Below are 21,027 nucleotides of genomic sequence, written 5' to 3'. Positions count from 1 at the left end.
GATAGATAATCCCGGTCACTCTCCAAACGGATGTACGAATATAAACCGTGCCCCTCCCGTATAAGTCGGATCGACAGTCAGCGTACCTCCGATGAGATCGGCAATGGTACGGCAGATAGGCAGCCCCAGGCCGGCACCCTGTTTGAACTCGTCCACTTTCACAAAACGGTTGAAGATACTCTCCTGTTTTTCCAGAGGAATGCCACAGCCGGTATCCGTAACAGAAAAGACGACTTGCTTCTTCTCCCTGTCGACCCGGTAATCGAGGTTGATCTCCCCCTGTTCCGTGAATTTGGCGGCATTCGCCAAGAGGTTCAGCAGCAATTGCTGTAAACGAAGCGGATCGGTTTTCACTACATAATCTTTATCCGAACAGGTCAGGGTCAACTTAACGCCCGGTTGTACTTTGGGTTGTACACTCTTTTCTGCATTCCGGCAACATTCATAGACATTGCAGTCTTTGAGCGTCAGATTATAAGCGCCTGACTCCAGACGTGATAAGTCGATCACATCATTTACCAGATTAAGCAATAAATCCGAATTATTATTGATGATCCGGATAAACTCCTTTCTTTCCTCACCATCCGCATCTTCCAGCAAACCGGAAAAGCCGACGATGGCATTCAACGGTGTCCGTATCTCATGGCTGATATTGGCGACGAAAGCAGTTTTCAGACGGTTAGACTCCTCCGCCTGCTCTTTGGCGACACGTAATTTATCCGTCGTATCGATCAATACTCCACGCTCCTTTTGCAGGTCATTCTTTAATTTACGCACATGGTAAACATAACGGAGCAAGAAAGAGAACAGGACTAACAGCACACCGAAGAAAATAAGGGTGATGGTCAGTTGGGTTTGTTTTTGTGCCAATTGTTTCTTTTGGTAAAGCATGCTTTGCTCCTGCATCTTCTTGTCATTCAGATCGTGCAAAGTGCGCAGTTGGTTAAGCTGGCGGGTAAAAGCGGTGACGTTTGTTTGTTCAACCAAAGCAAGTAATTCACTATGCAAAGCCAGTGCTTCCTCTTTCTTTCCGGCGGCTTTCAGGATATCGATCTTCACTTTAAGAACGTCCGGCGAATACTCTGCCGTCAGGGTCTTGTCGATCTGGCGAAGAGCCTCGGGATAATCTTTTACAAACAGATAATATCGGGCTAATGCCAGGTTATATATAGAAATCAGGTAGATTTCATCTTTATTTTTCTCATTTACATAAGAGGAAGCCTTTTGTACAGCCTTATACGCTTCTTCCCGGTTTTGTTCTGCTACATATAAATTAATGTAGTTGGAATACAAAATACAGAACATCCGGGCAAACGGATAATTGCTCCACTGTGCAGGGGGTTGCACCTTCATATCCCGTAATAGACACTCATAGCGTTCAAGAACAGTTCTGGTTTTATCCAGTTCATTCAGCCGCAGATAAGAAATAACCAGATAAGAGATGATCTGTATCTCATAAGTAGGATCATCACCCGATTCCCTTATCAAAGACAAACCTTTTTCAAAGGCAGTAGTCGCATCTTTATCCCTGCCTATAACGAGATAAATCATTCCCAAATATTCGTTACTGGAGATGGCTCCCCTTAAGACTCCCGTTTCATCCGAGAGGATCTGAAGGCGTACCGCCTCATTCATCGCCAATTCATATTCACCATTGATCAGATAATAGCGACAATAATAATTGAGGAAGTCAAATAGTTCATCAGGAGTATCCTTACGGACCTTCGTTACAGAGTCAAGTATCCCTCCCCAATAGAACAGACTATCCTTTTTATTCCTGTTGCAATAATAGCGTCCTAAAGAAGAGAGGGCTTCGTAATAATATTTCATTGAGTCGACATCACCGGCCAATTGCACCAATTGCTTCTGATAACTGACTTCGGCCGGTGTCTCCCGGGTCAATCGGGTCAACTTGTACAGCGACTGCAATTTGACATTTACATCGGTTGCCTTCCGGAGAACAGACAACAAACTATCCTGATCTAATTTCTTTTGATTTTCATCAACAATTACACCAGAACAGTAGGCTTTAGTCCCCCATAAAAACAGACAAAACACGATAAATATCCCTCTGTAATATATGCATTTGTTCCTCATAAAAGCGTCTCCATCTATTGATTTCCAAAGATAGATGTTTTTATAGAACGACAGCGCAATATCCGGTATTTTTTATTCCCGGATTACATATTAGATATATTCTTATTCAACAGCTTCTTTGCCTCCGCTTCCGACAGGTTCCGACGGGCAGCATAATCTTTCATCTGCTCTTCGTCGATCGAACCGATCATGAAGTATTGCGAATCGGGATGGGCAAAATAAAGACCGCTGACCGTAGCCGTTGGATACATAGCCCCGTTTTCCGTCAGCTTCACTCCGATCTGCGACATATCCAGCAGGTTATCCAACGTATAGTTGAGCAACTGATCCGGCAGCGACGGATAACCGATAGCCGGACGGATACCCTGATATTTCACCTTATATAAATCGGAGATCGGTAAGGATTCGTCCGGTGCATATCCCCAGTATTCCTTACGCACCTTTTCATGCAGGTATTCGGCCAGGGCTTCAGCCAGACGGTCGGTCAATGTTTGAAGCAACATCGAGTTGTAGGTATCTCCTTCCTCTTCCAGTTGGTTCTTCAGAGACTCGGCACCGGCACCGGCTGTTACTACAAATGCACCGGCATAATCGGTACGGCCTTCGGATACCGGCAGGAGATAATCGGCCAGCGACTTATAGATACCTTCTTCCTTCTTTGCCTGCTGACGCAATACCGGGATCGTGATATCGCCCAGGCGGATATTATCACCGTCACTGTTGGCGGGGAAAAATCCGTAGATGGCCTTGCAATACTCGGCCTTCATTTCTACCAGACGGTCGAGCAGCTTCACGGCATCCTTATACAATTGCATCGCTTCGGCAGCCTTCGCACGTTCTTCTTCCGGGAAGTCGGCCAGCCAGGATGCACGACAGCCGTCGCAACCGTGTATCTGCGTAATGGTGGCATAACGTCCGTTCAGCTTCCAGGCACTGAAGAAGAAAGTCCAGTGTATATAAGGGATGATCTCCTCCAAAGGAACGTACGGAATAACATGTATGCCCATCCGGTTCGGAACCACCGGCGTATAGGCCGACCAGTCGAGCTTCTGCGGATTGGCACGGGCTTCATCCAGCGGAACCAGCACTTCTTTCTTCTTCTCCATAGAAGCACGCAAGGCTTCATATTCTTTATTGAGATTTTCTATATAAGCATCACGGGTATCCGGATTCAGCAACTTGGCTGCGATCAACGGATTCTGCGAAGCATCGAGCACGTGAATGACAGGATAGTCGTAATGCGGCGCGATCTTAATGGCCGTATGCAGCTTAGAGGTCGTTGCCCCACCCACCATGACGGGGATAGTCAGGCCGGCTTTCTGCATTTCGTCCGTTACATGCACCATCTCTTCCAGCGAAGGCGTTATCAGTCCGGACAGGCAAACCAGATCCGGCTTTTCTTCGATAGCTGTCTTTATAATGACTTCGGCCGGAACCATCACCCCCAGGTCGATCACCTCATAATTGTTGCAGGCCAGCACGATCGATACGATATTCTTTCCGATATCGTGCACGTCGCCTTTTACGGTAGCGAAAACAACCTTTCCCGCTTTTGCCGAACCGGAAGCGGACTTCTCCGCCTCGATAGCCGGTTGCAGGATGGCAACGGCCTTTTTCATGGTACGGGCAGTCTTTACCACCTGCGGCAGGAACATTTTGCCGGCACCGAACAACTCACCGACCTTATTCATGCCACTCATCAGAGGGCCGTCGATGATATCCACGGCACGGGGATAGGCTTTCAAGGCTTCCGCCAAGTCTTCTTCCAGATGGTCGCCGATCCCTTTTATCAAGGCATATTCGAGACGCTCCTTCAACGGTTGTTCCCTCCAGGCTTCCTGTTTTTCTTCCGCTCCGCCCTGCTTTTCCACATGCAGGTTCTGAGCATACGTGATGAGTTCCTCGGCGGCTTCCGGACGACGGTACAGGATCACATCTTCCAGCAGGTTACGGAACTCCGGTTCTATATCTTCATAAAGCACGGCTGATGAAGGATTGACAATCCCCATATCCAGCCCCTTGCCGATGGCATGGTAGAGGAATACGGAATGCATCGCTTCGCGCACATAATTATTTCCACGGAAGGAGAACGACAGGTTACTGATACCGCCGCTTACTTTCGCACCGGGCAGATTCTGCTTGATCCACTCGACGGCACGAATGAAATCGAGACCGTACCCGTTATGTTCTTCCATACCGGTAGCAATAGCCAGTACATTCGGGTCGAATATAATTCCATTCGGATCGAAATCTATTTTCTCCCGGAGGAGACGGTAAGCGCGTCCGCAGACTTCCGCTTTCCGTTCGAAGGTATCGGCCTGCCCTTTCTCGTCGAAAGCCATCACGACAACAGCCGCTCCCAATTGTTTGATCCGGGCGGCATGAGCCAGAAAGGCTTCTTCCCCCTCTTTCAGGGAGATCGAGTTGACGATGCTTTTTCCCTGTACGCACATCAGGCCTTCTTCGATCACTTCCCATTTGGAAGAGTCGATCATAACAGGCACGCGGGCAATATCCGGTTCGGATGCCACCAGGTTCAGGAAAGTAGTCATTTCCTTTACCGCATCGAGCATACCGTCGTCCATATTGATATCGACTACTTGGGCACCGTCTTCCACCTGCTTGCGGGCAATGGTCAGCGCTTCTTCATAGTTCCCTTCCTTTATCAGGCGAAGGAATTTACGGGAGCCGGCTACGTTACAACGTTCGCCGATATTGATAAAGTTATTTTCTTTCTTTACTTCCAACAGCTCTAGTCCTGACAGCCACAGGCAATCGGGTTTGGCAGCCGGGACATGCGGTTTCGCCCCTTTTATCAACGCCGGATATTGGGCGATATGGGCAGGGGTCGTACCACAACAACCTCCCAGGATATTAACCAGTCCCTCTTCAATGAACGGTTTCACATGACCGGCCATCTTTTCGGGCGTTTCGTCATATGTTCCGAAACTGTTCGGCAAGCCGGCATTCGGATAGGCACTGATATAATAAGGAGCATGTTTGGCCAGTTCCGCCAGATACGGTTTCATATCGGCTGCACCGAACGAGCAGTTCAGGCCGATACTCACCAGATTGATATGCTGGACGGATGCCAGGCAGGCACCCAGCGTCTGACCGGACAATGTACGTCCTCCCTGGGCGGAAAGCGTCAGCGACAACATGATCGGCAGTTCCTTTCCTTTTTCCTTCAGGGCTGTCTCGGCAGCCTCCAATCCGGCCTTTACATTCAGCGTGTCGAAGGTCGTTTCAAAAAGGATGATGTCCACCCCTCCGTCGATCAGGGCTTCCACCTGTTCTTTATAGGCTTGGTAGACATCTTTATAGGTGACAGCCCGGTAAGCGGGATTGCTTACGTCGGGGCTCATGGAAGCCGTCTTATTGGTCGGGCCTACCGATCCGGCTACAAAAATAGTCCGGCCGGGATGTTCCGCCATAAACTCGTCGGCCACTTCGCGTCCCAACTTTCCGGCAGCCAGGTTTATCTCACGCACATATTCCTGCATGCCATAGTCTTCCATCGAAATGGCATTAGCATTGAAGGTGTTCGTCGCGAAGATATCCGCCCCGGCATCCAGGTACTGGCGATGAATGGATTTGATAACATCCGGACGGGTGATACACAACAGGTCGTTGTTCCCTTTCAGTTGCCCGGGAAAATCGGAGAAACGATCGCCTCTGTAATCCTGTTCTTTCAGGTTAAATCCCTGGATCATGGTACCCATACCACCATCCAGAATCAGGATACGTTCCTGCAGGGAGCGTATAAATATTTCTTTAGTCATAGATATGTTGTTTCGTAGTGAAAAGAGAAACGGTAAGCAACTATATCTTACCGCTTGAATGCTCTGTCCATTTCCCGCTTATCGTCACGAGCCTTGATCGAGTCGCGCTTATCGTATTCCTTTTTACCTTTGGCGATAGCTACAACGACTTTGGCAAGCCCTTTTTCATTGATAAACATACGGGTAGGGATAATCGTAAAACCGCTGTTACGGGCTGCACCGTCGATCTTGCGCAGCTCCTTCTTCGTAAGCAACAGCTTACGGTCGCGGCGTGCCACATGATTATTATACGTACCATAGAAATATTCGGCGACATACATGTTCTTTACCCATAATTCGCCTCTTTCCATAATACAAAAAGTATCCACCAGGCTGGCTTTTCCCAGACGGATCGATTTGATCTCCGTCCCGGTCAGCACGATCCCGGCCGTGAACGTGTCGAGCAATTCGAAGTCGAATGTTGCCCGCTTGTTCTTTATCTGTATATTATTACTAATCTTTTCTTTCATCTTTCTTTATCTGTCAATAACGCAAGCCCGGCATCAACATGAAAAGTACAAATTCAATTACGGCTGGCGTCAGTAAAATAACAACGGTTGCTATACCGGCAAACTTCAGGCGTTCCTTCTCTTCCACCTGCATATAAGGGCCTGCTCCCTCCCAAACGATATAAAAGGTATAAAGTATGAAGATACGCAGAAAGAAAAATTCCGGCAACAGCATCAGGACGATATTCAACGCAAACATCAGTGACGAAGAATAACCGACAAAACGCTGGCAAAGTTTCATATCTTTCGTTCTTTTAAAGAATCCCTGCCAAAGCTCATTCAACAGATAAGCACTCAGGTAGAAACCACCGAACGATGAAACCAGGGTTTTAATGGAAGACTTCAAAGCCAGCTCTATGTCGAACTCTTTCCGCGTAAACAATACGCCCAGAAATGCAGCCGCAGTAACCAGCCCGATTAACGGGTACACGAATTTTGATAAGAATTCGTCACCCTTCTCTTCTTTCTTTGTCAGCATCTCCCACGCCTTCCCCGGCTGGGAAATGATAGCTATTACCCACTTTAATATCTCTTTATACATCTCTCCGTTTTCTATTCAAATGACAAAAGTATAAAAATAAGGGATATAAATAGTTATACAAAACCTTTTATCATTAATAACGGTATCCTCCCCCTTACCGTAAACTTCTATTTTTACCCGTATCCCTCTTATTCTTCAGTTCCGTTTTCCAAATCATAATTCAACTCCAATACAGACCATTCAACGGCAGTCGTGTCTTTATTGGGTTTTGCCACATAATTGACAGCAATAGTAAGCGTCTTCGACTGATTGGCTGTTTCCATCTCCAAAGCTTTATTGAAAAAGCTTTCGATATCGAATGCTTCCGTATGAGGCACCAATGCCGAGTCTGCATCTGCCGGAATCTCCGACTTCCGGATGGCACGCAAATACAGGTTGTATGTACGAAAACCATCTGTCGTCTTATACAAATTAACACTATCATAATGCATTACAAAACTATCCCGCTGACTTTCCGGCTCATTGAGCTGCGGCCAGAGGAAAAGACGTCCCTTGATATAAGGTGTACGCGTCCCGATCTTTGCTATATATTGTTCGTCTGTCAACAGAGTATCCGATGGGACAGTTCCTTCCACTGTCCACAAAGGGACTTCCGTTGGCTCACCGAGCAATTCAACCGACAAGCTGTCTGTCTTTTGTAATTCAGGATTGGAAGTATCAAAAGAATATTGCACCATAAAACAGTCGCCCGCATCCGCACGCAAAGAGTTTATGCTGGAAGAATAGATCAGACGACCACCACTCAGAACAAGTCCCCTGGATGGACGAACCTGATAAACAGCTTCCTGCTCCCCTACAGTTATCCGGGTATTGGAATCACCCAGACAGGATGATAGCATGATAAAACAAACCGCAAATACCCAATATAAATCTTTCTTTCTCATTTCACATTTCATCTGTTAATCATTTATGCCTTACAAGACTCCACACAAAGGGATCGTACAAAGGTAGTAAAAAAGAAAACACAATAAACAAGAAAACCGGGAACCTTTGCAAAAACAAAGAAACCCGATTCACTTCCCGTACCGAAAACGGTACCAGGACAGTAGTGCCAGTCCCAATAACACTACTATGCTAAGAATACTAGCACAGTAGTATCAAGACAGTTTACACTACTATGTAAAAGTATGATTTTTAAATCATATCCGAATAATAAGCTTTCGGCAAACGGCGGCAGTTATACTGGGAAGCCATCACTTCACCGTAAGCACCGGCAGAACGCAAAGCGATCAGGTCGCCGCGATGTGCCTTGTTCAGTTCGACATCTTTACCGAATACATCGGATGATTCGCAGATAGGGCCCACCACATCGTAAAGCTCCACTTCCTCATCACTGGAGATATTTTCGATCCGGTGATACGCGTCATACATAGCCGGACGGATCAGTTCGGTAAAACCTGCGTCGAGGATAGCAAATTTCTTCGTCTCGCCAATCTTCACATACAGCACCTGTGAGATCAGTGTACCGCACTGTGCCACCACCGAACGGCCCGGTTCGAAGTGAACCTCTTGTCCGGGACGGACTTTCAGCAGCTTGTTGAATACCGCGAAATAATTATCGAAAGCAGGAATAGGCAGATGGTTCGGATGATAATAATCGATACCCAGACCGCCACCGAAGTTCAGATTTTCAATAGTGATACCACGGGCTTCCAGTTCTTCCTGTATCTCATTCACACGGATCACCAGGTTACGGAATGAAGACATATCCGTGATCTGTGAACCGATATGGCAATGAATACCGATCAGCTTCACGTTCTTCAGTTTTGAAAGATTATCCAATACTTCCCCGAGCTGGCTCAGATTGATACCGAATTTATTTTCTTTCATACCGGTCGTGATCTTGGCATGTGTATGCGCATCTACTTCCGGGTTGATACGGAGAGCCACAGCGGCTACTTTATTCTTTGCGGCTGCCAGTTCGTTCAGGATATCAAGCTCGACGGCAGACTCGACGTTGAAGCAGAAGATATCGTTATCCAGTCCCAGGTTGATTTCCCAGTCGGCTTTACCGACACCGGCAAATACGATCTTACCAGAAGGGAAACCGGCATCCAGAGCGGCCTGTACTTCGCCACCGCTCACACAGTCGGCGCCCAGTCCGTTTTCGGCTATAATAGAAAGGATACGCGGATTGGCATTTGCTTTCACGGCATAATGTACATGGTAATTGTACTTGCCGGCTTCCGTTTTTACCATATCCAGGGTGTCCTGCAATAATTTCACATCATAATAATAAAAAGGCGTAGGAAGTGCCTTCAGTTTATCTATCGGGAATGTTCCTTTGAGCATATTATTATATATTATATAAATTAAAGAAGGGCAGTCTGAATAGGCTGCCCTCGGATTATTTAGTTGTTAAATAAATGATCGCTTAACGCCTGTAGCGCTTTTACCTTATCAGTGGCCTTCACCAAAAGCGAAACGTTGTAGTTGCTTCCGCCGTATGAGATCATACGAACCGGCACGTCTTTCATCGCCTGTACGATACGGGCTTCGAAACCAACGTTATCCCATTCCAGGTCGCCTACCACACAGACAATCACCATGTTTTCATCTACGGTAACTGTTCCGTACTTCTTCAGGTCGTCTACAATTTCTTCCAGATGCTTACGGTTGTCGATCGTTACGGAAACACCCACTTCAGAAGTGGTAACCATATCGATCGGAGTCTGGTAGTTTTCGAAGATTTCGAATACCTTACGCAGGAAACCGGTAGCCAGCAGCATACGGCCGCTCTTTATCTTAATGGAAATGATATTGTCTTTTGCCGCAACAGCCTTGATCTTTCCTTTTTCCGTTTCGTTGGAGATCAACGTACCGGGAGCTTCCGGCTGCATGGTGTTGAGCAGACGAACCGGGATATTGTTCAACTTGGCCGGCAGGATACAAGTCGGGTGCAGGATCTTGGCACCGAAGTAAGCCAATTCCGCTGCTTCTTCGAAATGCAGGTTACGAACGGGTGATGTCTTGTCGACAATACGCGGATCGTTGTTATGCATACCGTCGATATCTGTCCAGATTTGGATTTCTTCTGCATTGAGAGCTGCACCGATCAGAGAAGCGCTATAATCGCTACCGCCACGTTGCAGGTTATCGATCTCACCGTAAGCGTTACGACAGATATATCCCTGGGTGATGTACAGTTCCGCGTCCTTATGTTCGTTCAGTAATTTGCTTAAACGTTCCTTGATATATACAGGATCCGGTTCAGCATTTTTATCCGTACGCATATATTCGAGTGCAGGAAGCAGGACAGACTTAACGCCTGTTTCATTCAGATACAGGTTCATCATGCCGGTAGAGATCAATTCTCCCTGTGCCAATACGACTTTTTCCTCAAACAAGGTGAAAAGGTCTTTCGTAAAGGTGCGGATATAGTCGAAATGAGATTTTACAAGTTCTTTGGCCTTCTGCTTATATTCGTCGGTGCTATACAGTTCTTCGATATGTCCGTAATACTTCTGTGCAAGCTTATTGATGATCTCGTTTGCACCATCCGGATTTTTCTTGTACAGGTAGTCGGATATTTCAACCAACGAGTTGGTTGTACCAGACATGGCAGACAACACCACGATGTTACGGTCGCCTGAGCAAATGAGCTTTGCTACCTCTTTCATTCTCTGTGCAGATCCCACAGAAGTACCGCCAAACTTTAAAACTTTCATTTTCTTTTCCTATGATTAAATTGTTTGTTCCTTGCTTTTTGCGTGTGCAAAGTTACATAAAAAATTATTCTCCCACATCACCCAGACAGGCATTCTCACATTTAACTATACGGGCCGGATAATTATGTACCAGTGTATAGTTATGTGTGGTCATTATCACGGCCGTACCTTTCTGGCAGATATCATGCAGAAGCTGCACGATCTGACCGCTTGTTTCCGGGTCGAGGTTGCCTGTCGGCTCGTCGGCCAGTATCAGCTTCGGATCGTTCAGAAGCGCCCTTGCTATGACGATACGCTGTTGTTCGCCACCCGATAGTTCGTGCGGCATCTTGTATCCTTTGTTATGCATCCCGACCTGATGGAGCACATCGTCGATGCGCTCTTTTATCTCGCTCTTCTTTTTCCATCCGGTAGCCCGCAGGACGAACTCCAGATTACGGATCACCGAACGGTCGGTCAGCAACTGGAAATCCTGAAAGACAATCCCCAGCTTACGGCGGAGATAGGGTATATCTTTCCGCTTCATCTTACAAAGATTATAGTCGAGCAGCCAGGCTTCTCCCCGGCCGATCGGGATTTCGCAATACAATGATTTCAACAGACTGCTCTTTCCGGAACCGACTTTTCCGATGACATAGACGAACTCTCCGTTACGAAGGGTAAAAGAGGCGTTATGGAGTATGACATTTTCGTCGCGGCAGATCTCCACATCTTCTAGTTTGAGCAGTATTGTATCTTCCATAGTAATTATGCTTTATGTCTTTTCTTTAATTCGCGTGCCAGATCCTCCAGACGAAGGCCTTTGCTTGTAAGTAATACGATCAGGTGATAAACCAGGTCGGATGCTTCATAAATAAAGCCGTCCTCTGTTCCGTTGGTCGCTTCGATCACTGTTTCGACAGCTTCTTCGCCTACTTTCTGAGCCATACGGTTCACTCCCTTCAGGAACAGGGAAGTAGTGTAAGAGCCTTCCGGCATCTCCTGGCGGCGCTGCTCGATAAAGTCCTGCAGATATTTCAGGAACATGATATCCTCGATGTTCTTTTCACCGAAACAGGTATCGGCACCTGTATGGCAAACCGGACCGGCCGGAATAGCCTTGATCAGGATCGTATCGTTATCGCAATCCACCATCATACTTACCACCTGCAGGGTATTACCGCTGGTTTCCCCTTTCATCCACAAACGATTCTTGGTGCGGCTGAAGAAAGTCACCTTTCCGGTTTCTCTTGTTTCCTCATAGGCTTCTTCATTCATAAAGCCCAGCATCAATACTTTGTTGGTATTGTTATCCTGAACGATTGCCGGGATAAGCCCGCCCATTTTTTCAAAATCTAATTTCATCTTATTCTTGTAATTATATTCTTACATTGATTCCTTCCGTATGAAGGTATTGCTTTAAATCGGATATGCCTATTTCGCCGAAGTGAAACACGCTGGCTGCTAATGCGGCATCCGCTTTCCCTTCAGCAAAGGTATCACGGAAGTGGTTCATCTTTCCGGCTCCCCCGGAAGCAATGACCGGGATATGCAGGTTGTCGGCCAATACGGATAATGCTTCATTCGCATATCCGTCTTTCACGCCGTCGTGTGTCATACTGGTAAACAGTATCTCACCGGCTCCACGGCTTTCCGCTTCGGTAGCCCACTGGTACAAATGTTTATCCGTTGGGATACGTCCCCCGTTCAAATAACAGATCCAGTCGCCGTTTTCGTTGTTCGCATCGATGGCCACAACGCATACCTGGCTTCCGAAGTTCTTCGCGATCTCCTCGATCAGCGAAGGATTACGCAACGCAGCCGAGTTGATCGAAACCTTATCGGCTCCGGCGCTCAACAGACGATCTACGTCTTTCAGTTCATTGATCCCGCCTCCTACCGTAAACGGAATACTGATATTTGCCGCTACTTTCTTCACCAGTTCCGTAAATGTCTTACGTCCCTCGTGCGAAGCGGTTATGTCCAGGTAGACAAGCTCATCGGCTCCCTCCCGGCTATATTGCGCCCCCAGCTCCACAGGATCTCCTGCATCGCGAAAGTTCACAAAATTTATTCCTTTTACTGTTTTTCCATCTTTAATATCCAGACAGGGTACTATTCTCTTCGCCAACATACTTTGATCTCCCTTAATTATCAGGTAAAACGAAGCAGATCTTTCAAATCGATCTTTCCTTCGTATATCGCTTTGCCGAAAATAACCGCCGGTATTCCCGCCTCAGCCAGTTTTTCTATATCCTCAATAGAACTGACCCCGCCGCTGGCTATGATATATATAAAAGGTAATGCATCCCGTATTTCCTTATACAATTCGATAGCTGGCCCTTGCAACATTCCATCCCGGCTGATATCCGTACAGATCACTTTTGTGATGCCTTTGTCGTAATACCCCTCGATGAAAGGAATCAGTTCCTCATTAGTTGTTTCTTCCCATCCGCTGATCGCTATTTTTTTATCTTTGGCGTCAGCGCCTAATATAATCTTCTCGCTTCCGAACTTAGTGATCCATGAAGTGAACACTTCGGGATTCTTTACGGCGATACTACCGCCCGTCACCATCTGCGCCCCGCTTTCGAAAGCGATCTCCAGATCGTCTTCCTGCTTCAATCCGCCGCCGAAATCAATCACCAGCGAAGTGCGCGTAGCCAGCCGTTCCAGTATACGGTAGTTAATGATCCGTCCCTGACGTGCCCCATCCAGGTCTACCACATGCAGACGACGGATACCATGTGCTTCGAACATCTTCGCCACTTCGAGCGGATCTTCATTATACACTTTCTTTGTGTCGTAATCACCTTGCGTAAGACGTACACATTTTCCGTCAATCAAATCTATAGCTGGAATAAGCTCGATCATATATCTTTATAGTTTTAGAAAGTTCTTTAGAATTACTTCACCGACAGAACCACTCTTTTCCGGATGAAACTGCGTTGCATAAAAGTTATCCTTATGCAGCGAAGCGCTGAACGGAAGAATATAATTAGTGGTTGCAGCCGTATACTCGTTCACCGGTACATAATAACTATGTACGAAGTAAACAAATTTGTTCTCTAATTGTGCGGTAAATAAACCGTCTTTAACTTGCATGATCGTGTTCCATCCCATGTGGGGCACCTTATCCTCATGACGGTGAGGGATGAACCGCTTCACTTCCGTATCAAAAATTCCCAGGCATTCTGCATCTCCTTCTTCAGAATGACGACACATTAACTGCATACCCAGACAAATACCCAGTACGGGTTGTTTCAGGTCCCTGATAACAGCATCCATTTTATGTTCTTTCAGATAAGCCATAGTGGTCTGTGCTTCCCCTACTCCCGGGAAGATCACCTTATCTGCTTTACTTAATATTTCCGGGTCCGCTGTAATCACAGGACTTACGCCCAATCGCTTCAGTGCATAACTCACTGAGTAGATATTTCCGGCATTATACTTAATAATGGCGACGTCCATTTTCTTTCTCCGTTTTCTTTTTTATATTGAGTTGCAAAAGTAACAAATTATCATAACATATCACTGTATGGTTTATGAAAAGTTGCCAAACAGTGTAGATTTGTGACAAACCTGTTTTAATTCGCCCCTTCGAGGACTCTGGTATCTTTGAAAAGAGTCGAAAAAAATCTTACTTCTTAACCTGCTGCATATCAGCCATGATCTAAAAAAACATACATTTTCTTTCTCTGAAGTATTGCAAGATTAAAAATAATACTTACCTTTGCACCGCAATCGAGAGAGATTGATAATAAAAAGAGGTTCGGTAGTTCAGTTGGTTAGAATACATGCCTGTCACGCATGGGGTCGCGGGTTCGAGTCCCGTCCGGACCGCCTCTTTTAATTATGATTTCCTTATTTGTTTTGGTTCGGTAGTTCAGTTGGTTAGAATACATGCCTGTCACGCATGGGGTCGCGGGTTCGAGTCCCGTCCGGACCGCTTTCGAAGAAAGCAAAATAAAGTAAAGCTCTGTAATTTAGTAATTACAGAGCTTTTTCTTTTAGTGTCTGCTCTATATCCTTATTGCTCTGGATATAGAGCAGACATTATAATAAAGAAACAGTGCCAACAATGGCACTGTTTCTTTATTATCCGAATATCCATTTTGAAGCCTTAGGAATCAGTCGGTAGAAAAGTGCGACAAACGCCCACGATATAGCAAATACCATGACTGCCGTTACCGGTATCTTTATCGAAACGGGTATGGATAACGCATTGGCAATAGCATAACCAAGCCCGACAACAAAATAATGTACCAAATAAATTCCGAGTCCGCATTTGGTGATATTCGCAAATAGGGCTATATATTTTGCGGAGCTGAATTTCACTTGACGAACCAATAGAAACAGCGCAACAGTCATCAGTGCCACATTAGGGGAACAGTACAAAAAGAAAAGCTCCATCTCCTGCTCCGTACAGTCGGGATTCGCAGTCATAAATTTGAAGCCGATATAAGTGACTACATAACCTATGGCAAATAAGGTGAGCGCAACCGCAATTGTTTTACTCCAGCTCCATGGCTTCACGTCTTTTGTCAGATAATACCCTAGCAGCAAATAGCCGTTAAATCCTGCAAAGTAGTAGAATGTCCCAAATGTATTCCACGCACTAAGCCCGAATAGCTCGTGCGAAAAGAAAGTGTAAGCATAAGGCATAAAGAGAGTAACCGCCCAAATGGAAAGGAATATCTTTTTTTGCGAAACAGTCGCTTTCTCGACCCAAGCCGAGAAGAAGGGCATATACAAATAGAGCCCGATGAGCATATACAAATACCACATCGGCACGGTGTAGACATTAAATTGAAATGGGATGAGCGCAATGTTTTTCATCGCGTCACTGAATGATTGTGAGGCATCGGATGAAGCATACGCAAATACATCCGAGATAATCGTCGGTGACAATCCCAACAGACCGGTTACCCACGGGAAAAGATTGTACAAGACAGACCATATCAGAAAAGGCACTGCAATTCTAAAAAGCCGTTTTTTGTAGAAGTCACCTATGGATAGATTCACGGGTAATAGCAACAATCCTGTAATCATAACAAACAACGGAACACAAGGGCGGAGAAATGAACCGTAAAGAGACCCCCAAAAATTGAATTCTGGATTGGAACGAGCTTCGGCTGAGACATTAAAAGGGTCGGAACAGTGAATGCAAATCACCATAAAGATGGCGATAAATCGAAGAACATCCACCCAAACGATTCTGGATGGTTGGATTAAGTGAGTTTTTTGCGACATATCTTTGTTACTTATGTGAAAATATCCACAAAGGTACAAAATTGCCTTTCGCGACTTTTTTAACTACTTAAAGAAAACGTATTCATTTCCTTAATGCACACAATGTGACATGTGACATTCCAAGATAAGAAGCGATGTAGCCTAAATTGACACGCTGAATCAGATCCGGGTTTTTCTCCACGAAATCTTTGTAACGTTCCTCTGCCGACATATACAGGCGATAAATGAGCCTTCTTTCCATCTCGACAAACGCTTTTTGGTGCAATATGCGCAACCAATTTGCAATGTCGGCATCACTTGAACACAGGTTTTCGAGTTTCGCTATCGGAATATAGTAGAACAGGGAGTTTTCAAGCACTTGTACCGCTTCGTTTTCGTACCCTGGGGTTTTACCGTAAAAGCTATTTGTCGAATAGATTAGATCACCCTCTTTGCTAAACCAGGAAGTAACCTCCTTGCCTTCAACCAGATTATATGCGCGAGCGATACCTTTTTCAATGAAATAGACATTCGTGTCTTTTTTATCAGGAGCAATTAGTATTGTCTTTTTCGATATGTTGATAGGGTGCAAACAAGAGGTTAACTTTTCGATAGCATTTTCACTAACATTGAAAGTTTGCTTTATTGAGCTAATGATTCTGTCCATAGTATATATAACTGCCTAATATATAGCACAAAGGTATAAAAATAAGATTTTATTTTTATAGCAGAGCTACACCTTAAATTTTTTCGTTCTTTCCAATATATAATCCTAATTTTATTTCTTAAGTATTCTCATTAAGCTGGCAGCATCCTGCAATAAATTCACCGTCTCAAAATGTCCTTTATAAAACACAGCCCAGTTGTTGAATACGCAAGGTAGCTCCTTGGCTTTTTGTAGTGTATCCACCAGGATGAAAGATACAGGAACATCATTCATTTCACAATACTGTCTGACAATATCAATTTTTTGATCGATATAAGGACACTGCATATCATAATAAATTGTCAGCTCTTTGCTTTCAATGACTTCTTTCTTAGCATTTTGCGCGAACTTCGGCATTGTGCCGTCAAAAGAAAGCGCAAGCAATTCATATCCGCTATCGGTTACATCAACAACCTCAAACCCGAACTTCTTTGCAAACGACTGGTCAGAAAGCCAGGATTTTTGTTTTTTTGCCCCGAGCATACAGATACCGGATTTACCCTTTTCTTTAGCATCGACTATACAATACTCCATCAGTGCCCGCCCATATCCTTTTCCTTTATAATTACCCAAAGTCCATAAACAATAGAGGTAATAATAGTTATCACCTATTATGGGAACCCAGGCTGTTTCCAAAGGAGCATACTCGATAAAAACCGTCGCTTTTTCATTTAACTTTCTAAAGACATGACCTTCACTCAGTCGATCAGAAAGCCATTGACGTTTTGCCTCAACACCGGGATGAGGCTTTTTAGTACGGATAATGCAACACAAATGCTCATCTGCCAGGTTCTCCGCTGTTAAGTTAATAAAATCAGTATCCATATGTATCTTCGCTTCAGAAGTGTAAATGTAGTAAATTTATACGGATTCTACCATTTACCTCAAAAAACATACAATTCGTCAATCTTATTTGAAACCAGCTTCTCCACCTCATAGCTTTGCCGATAGATTATTAAACGACAAAAAATATGAAAACGAGAAAGATTATTCAGATACTGCTTTTATGTTTACTGACTTATCCTTTATATGCACAGCAAGCAGAAATCAAAGTTTCCGGTAAAGTGACAGATGTCAATAATGAAACTTTGGAAGGAGTTACCATTTTACTTAAAAGTTTTATTGACTCCACCTATATTAGCGGAACCATTACAGATACTTGCGGAGTATTTGTTCTTCCTAAGGTGAAACCGGATAAATACCTGTTAGAGTTTTCAATGCTGGGATATAAAAAACAATACATTACAATACAAACAAAAGAGAGTCAGGCCCTTCCTTATGTCATAATGGAAGAGGATGCTCAACTACTTTCAGCTATAACAATAACCGGTATGCGCAAACTGATGACGATGAAACCCGGAACGACCTCTTTCGATATGGACGCAATGGTACTCGGCTCTCAGGGTAACGTACTGGATGCATTAAGAAGCCTCCCCGGGGTAATGGTAAATGAAGATGGCAGTGTGATCCTGAACGGACAGAGCGGCATTCAGGTACTGGTCAATGGAAAAAGTACTTACCTGAGCGGAGACAAGCTGGTCAATTATCTACGCTCAATGCCTGTTTCATCCATAAAAAACATCGATCTGATTACCAGCCCTTCCGCCAAATATGATGCTGCCGGAAAAACAGGGCTGATCGATATCCGGACACAAAAGGTTACCGTTGAAGGCTGGACAGCCCAGGCTAATACAAGCTATCAGCAATCAGCCGATGGCAAATGGAACGTCGGAGGACGCTTGACCTACCAAAAGAATAAACTAGGACTTTTCCTCGATTATTCTCATTACCAGGGAAAATATAAATCGACACTGGATATCTTCCGCGAATACAATCTGCAAAATACAACATCCTCTCCCATGATGAACATCAACCAGAATTCAAGAATGAAAGACCATAACCGGGGAGACTGGGCTCGCCTGGGAATGAACTACGATATAAACGACAACTTCTCTTTTGAGGTATCCACCAACGGGACACTTTTTACTAAGCGCATACCCGGCAGCACCGATACATACATTCAAAAAGCCAACAGCCCTGTCGATTCTTCCCTTCATACCCAAAGCCGGACTTATACCAAACAACGGGCTATTTCCGGTGGTCTTCTTCTTAACTACAAAAACGACAAGGATCAGACAGCCGACTTTTCATTTGATTATCTGCTGCATGAGCATAAACAAACGCTCTCCATGTTGAACGAAATGAGAAACCCGGAAGAACAGATATTAAGCAGAGACACATTAAAAGGCGATATGAGCAGTAACATACGCATGTATTCCGCACAAGCCAACTGGGGTATGCCTTTACCGGCTGAATTCAAGTTCTATTCCGGACTGAAGTTCACCTGGGTAGACCTGGATAACAGTGCATTATATGCAAACCTAAGAACCGGGCAATGGCTCCCCAACAACAGCCTGAGTAACATGTATAAATACAATGAGAATATCAATGCCGCCTATATCCAGGTAAACGGACTGGTCGGAACATTCAGCCTGGAAGCAGGTTTACGCCTGGAACAAACCCGTATCAGCGGAACGCAATATTCACCGGACATAAACCGGAACGACTCTTCCTATACGGACAACTATATCCACCTGTTTCCATCCCTGACCGTGCAATATAATATTCCGGAAACAGACAACAGTATCTCCTTTTTATACAATAAAAGGATCATCCGTCCCAACTATGGCGACCTGAGTCCGTTTAATTATATATGGGATGATTATACCCGTTCAACCGGCAATCCCAACCTGAAAGCCGAACTTACGGATAACATAGAACTTGCCTATATTCACAGGAAAATGTACCGCGCAACCCTGTTTTTCTCATATACCCAAGCCCCCATCATGCAGAATATTGAAATAATGGAAGACAATGTCGCTGTCGTCTATCCGGAGAACTTTAAAAATAACTCAAGGATAGGGCTCCGACTGGATGCAGGCGACCTGATCAGAAAAAGGTGGTGGAGAATGAGTGCTAATGCCACCCTGTTTTATAGCTTATATAAGTGGAGAGATACCGGAAAAACCATTGAAAAGAAACTGTTCACCCCATCTATCAGCATCAACAACCAGTTCATACTTCCTGCCGGGCTGAATGCCGAGATATCCGGTTTTTACAACGGACGTATGGCATTCGGACAAGCCACTGTCAATCCCCACTGGTCTGTATCGATGGCAATACAGAAAAAAGTCTGGGATGATAAACTCACACTCCGTTTATACGCCAACGACTTGTTCCAAACGAACAGACAAGATCTTGACCTCGATCTGTCCGGGAATATCGGCAAGGCATCCACCAAACAGTTCAACGATTATCGCTGTATCGGTATCTCCGTCTCAATTAATTTAAAACAAGGCAAACAATCTAAAAAAAGTAGCCGCGATACAAGCATAGATCAAAGTAAAAGAATAAATTTATAGTTTGAAATCAGTTATGAAAATAAAATACAACATCCTGAGTCCGTTGCTTATGACCATGCTGGCAATCTGCTGCTTGTGGATTGTCACGGACATGGCCTATGGAGTACGTATGTGGGAACTAGGTGCATCAGCCTGGTTCGACCGCATAAAGGCTCTCGCCCTCATAATGATAAATATTATCCTGGCCTCCCTGTTCTTCAATAGCCTGGCCACTATTTTCTTCGACAGAAATAAAGAAAACAAACTTCTTCCGAAAATAATAGAATATTTCTGGGTGATCCTGTTTATCATTGTCACACTCAATATCAGTCTGTACGTAATAATTATTTTCATTAATGAGACGACTTACCGCTGGGGAGAAGCCTTACTGATCAATGCCACAGCCCTACCCATATTCCTTTTTTATTATACTTCGATCAGAAATACAATCCTAAACAAGCATTACACAGAAAAGATCATCCAGTTGGAGAAATTAAAAGTCGATCAACTGGATGCAGAACTGAAACTATTACGATCACAGTATCATCCGCATTTTCTATTTAATGCCCTGAATACTGTCTATTTTCAGATCGATGAAGAAAATGAGGCTGCTATCGAATCGATCGAACTGCTTTCCGACCTGCTCCGTTACCAACTATACGATATAAATACGAAAGTGACGATCAAACAGGAAGTCGATTACTTACAAACTTATATACAATTTCAGCTGCTCCGTATGACGGAACGACTGAAATTTGAATCATCTTTCGATATGAATCTGAAAGATCAAAAAATACATCCGCTACTATTTCAGCCTTTATTGGAAAATGCCTTTAAATATGTAGGAGGAGATTACCTGATACAAGTTCAAATGCAACAAAAAGATTCAACTGTTCATTTTATGGCTAGAAACACCATTATACCTGACACTGACAAAAAAGAAAAATCCGGTATAGGTATCGAGAACCTCAGAAAAAGATTGAATCTACTTTATCCCGGTAAGCACCGATTAGATATTACAAACGACGGAACTTATTTCACCGTTAATTTATTCATCGATTTATCAGAATAAT

17 protein-coding genes and 2 tRNA genes are annotated in these 21,027 nt (G+C 44.6%); 4 read left to right on the top strand and 15 right to left on the bottom strand.

Annotated elements, in window-relative coordinates; translation table 11 throughout:
* Positions 1-15 precede the first annotated feature (15 nt).
* The 12 genes from HMPREF1536_RS15565 to hisH all read right to left on the bottom strand — a co-directional run bounded on the left by HMPREF1536_RS15565 (position 16) and on the right by hisH (position 14,086).
* Complete coding sequence (locus HMPREF1536_RS15565; RefSeq protein ID WP_028726168.1) at positions 16-2,097, bottom strand: ATP-binding protein; 2,082 nt, start codon at positions 2,095-2,097, stop codon at positions 16-18.
* An 83-nt stretch (positions 2,098-2,180) separates the two neighbouring features.
* Positions 2,181-5,879, bottom strand: a complete 3,699-nt coding sequence (gene metH, locus HMPREF1536_RS15560; RefSeq protein ID WP_028726167.1) for a methionine synthase — start codon at positions 5,877-5,879, stop codon at positions 2,181-2,183.
* 47 nt (positions 5,880-5,926) lie between these two features.
* Positions 5,927-6,388, bottom strand: coding sequence for an SsrA-binding protein SmpB (gene smpB, locus HMPREF1536_RS15555; RefSeq protein WP_028726166.1), 462 nt, complete (start codon positions 6,386-6,388; stop codon positions 5,927-5,929).
* 13 nt (positions 6,389-6,401) lie between these two features.
* Positions 6,402-6,968 (bottom strand): YIP1 family protein, encoded by a 567-nt coding sequence (locus HMPREF1536_RS15550; RefSeq protein ID WP_028726165.1) that lies wholly within the window; start codon positions 6,966-6,968, stop codon positions 6,402-6,404.
* Between the two features lie 128 nt (positions 6,969-7,096).
* A complete protein-coding gene (locus tag HMPREF1536_RS15545; RefSeq protein WP_028726164.1) occupies positions 7,097-7,852 on the bottom strand; it encodes a hypothetical protein in 756 nt (251 codons plus the stop codon).
* 250 nt (positions 7,853-8,102) lie between these two features.
* Positions 8,103-9,260, bottom strand: coding sequence for a diaminopimelate decarboxylase (gene lysA / locus HMPREF1536_RS15540; protein WP_028726163.1), 1,158 nt, complete (start codon positions 9,258-9,260; stop codon positions 8,103-8,105).
* A gap of 59 nt (positions 9,261-9,319) precedes the next feature.
* Positions 9,320-10,636, bottom strand: a complete 1,317-nt coding sequence (locus HMPREF1536_RS15535; RefSeq protein ID WP_028726162.1) for an aspartate kinase — start codon at positions 10,634-10,636, stop codon at positions 9,320-9,322.
* Positions 10,637-10,700: 64 nt separating this feature from the next.
* Entirely contained in the window at positions 10,701-11,378 is a 678-nt protein-coding gene (locus tag HMPREF1536_RS15530; RefSeq protein ID WP_028726161.1) for a cell division ATP-binding protein FtsE, read from the bottom strand.
* 5 nt (positions 11,379-11,383) lie between these two features.
* Positions 11,384-11,980: a bifunctional phosphoribosyl-AMP cyclohydrolase/phosphoribosyl-ATP diphosphatase HisIE gene (gene hisIE / locus HMPREF1536_RS15525; RefSeq protein ID WP_028726160.1), complete on the bottom strand. Its 597-nt coding sequence runs from the start codon at positions 11,978-11,980 to the stop codon at positions 11,384-11,386.
* A 13-nt stretch (positions 11,981-11,993) separates the two neighbouring features.
* Entirely contained in the window at positions 11,994-12,749 is a 756-nt protein-coding gene (gene hisF, locus HMPREF1536_RS15520; RefSeq protein ID WP_028726159.1) for an imidazole glycerol phosphate synthase subunit HisF, read from the bottom strand.
* A gap of 20 nt (positions 12,750-12,769) precedes the next feature.
* A complete protein-coding gene (hisA, locus tag HMPREF1536_RS15515) occupies positions 12,770-13,489 on the bottom strand; it encodes a 1-(5-phosphoribosyl)-5-[(5-phosphoribosylamino)methylideneamino]imidazole-4-carboxamide isomerase (RefSeq protein WP_028726158.1) in 720 nt (239 codons plus the stop codon).
* Between the two features lie 6 nt (positions 13,490-13,495).
* Positions 13,496-14,086 (bottom strand): imidazole glycerol phosphate synthase subunit HisH, encoded by a 591-nt coding sequence (gene hisH, locus HMPREF1536_RS15510; RefSeq protein ID WP_028726157.1) that lies wholly within the window; start codon positions 14,084-14,086, stop codon positions 13,496-13,498.
* A 298-nt stretch (positions 14,087-14,384) separates the two neighbouring features.
* On the opposite strand from hisH, the gene HMPREF1536_RS15505 reads away from it, so the two are divergent.
* Together HMPREF1536_RS15505 and HMPREF1536_RS15500 are read left to right on the top strand one after the other, a co-directional pair.
* Positions 14,385-14,458, top strand: a tRNA-Asp gene (locus tag HMPREF1536_RS15505).
* Positions 14,459-14,490: 32 nt separating this feature from the next.
* Positions 14,491-14,564: transfer RNA gene (locus tag HMPREF1536_RS15500), tRNA-Asp, on the top strand.
* A 149-nt stretch (positions 14,565-14,713) separates the two neighbouring features.
* Here the strand turns inward: HMPREF1536_RS15500 and HMPREF1536_RS15495 are convergent.
* From HMPREF1536_RS15495 to HMPREF1536_RS15485, 3 genes are all read right to left on the bottom strand, one after another.
* Complete coding sequence (locus HMPREF1536_RS15495) at positions 14,714-15,868, bottom strand: acyltransferase (RefSeq protein WP_028726156.1); 1,155 nt, start codon at positions 15,866-15,868, stop codon at positions 14,714-14,716.
* An 82-nt stretch (positions 15,869-15,950) separates the two neighbouring features.
* Positions 15,951-16,514: a Crp/Fnr family transcriptional regulator gene (locus tag HMPREF1536_RS15490; RefSeq protein ID WP_028726155.1), complete on the bottom strand. Its 564-nt coding sequence runs from the start codon at positions 16,512-16,514 to the stop codon at positions 15,951-15,953.
* A gap of 111 nt (positions 16,515-16,625) precedes the next feature.
* Positions 16,626-17,378, bottom strand: coding sequence for a GNAT family N-acetyltransferase (locus HMPREF1536_RS15485; RefSeq protein WP_028726154.1), 753 nt, complete (start codon positions 17,376-17,378; stop codon positions 16,626-16,628).
* Positions 17,379-17,524: 146 nt separating this feature from the next.
* Between HMPREF1536_RS15485 and HMPREF1536_RS15480 the strand changes: the two genes are divergently transcribed.
* Together HMPREF1536_RS15480 and HMPREF1536_RS15475 are read left to right on the top strand one after the other, a co-directional pair.
* A complete protein-coding gene (locus HMPREF1536_RS15480; protein ID WP_028726153.1) occupies positions 17,525-19,975 on the top strand; it encodes an outer membrane beta-barrel protein in 2,451 nt (816 codons plus the stop codon).
* Positions 19,976-19,988: 13 nt separating this feature from the next.
* Positions 19,989-21,026, top strand: a complete 1,038-nt coding sequence (locus HMPREF1536_RS15475; RefSeq protein WP_028726152.1) for a sensor histidine kinase — start codon at positions 19,989-19,991, stop codon at positions 21,024-21,026.
* Position 21,027 lies beyond the last annotated feature (1 nt).

It is taken from the genome of Parabacteroides gordonii MS-1 = DSM 23371 (genome assembly GCF_000969825.1).
Taxonomy (GTDB): domain Bacteria; phylum Bacteroidota; class Bacteroidia; order Bacteroidales; family Tannerellaceae; genus Parabacteroides; species Parabacteroides gordonii.
The sequence above is the reverse complement of the archived record's forward strand: the minus strand, read 5'-3'. Positions and strand labels throughout refer to the sequence as shown.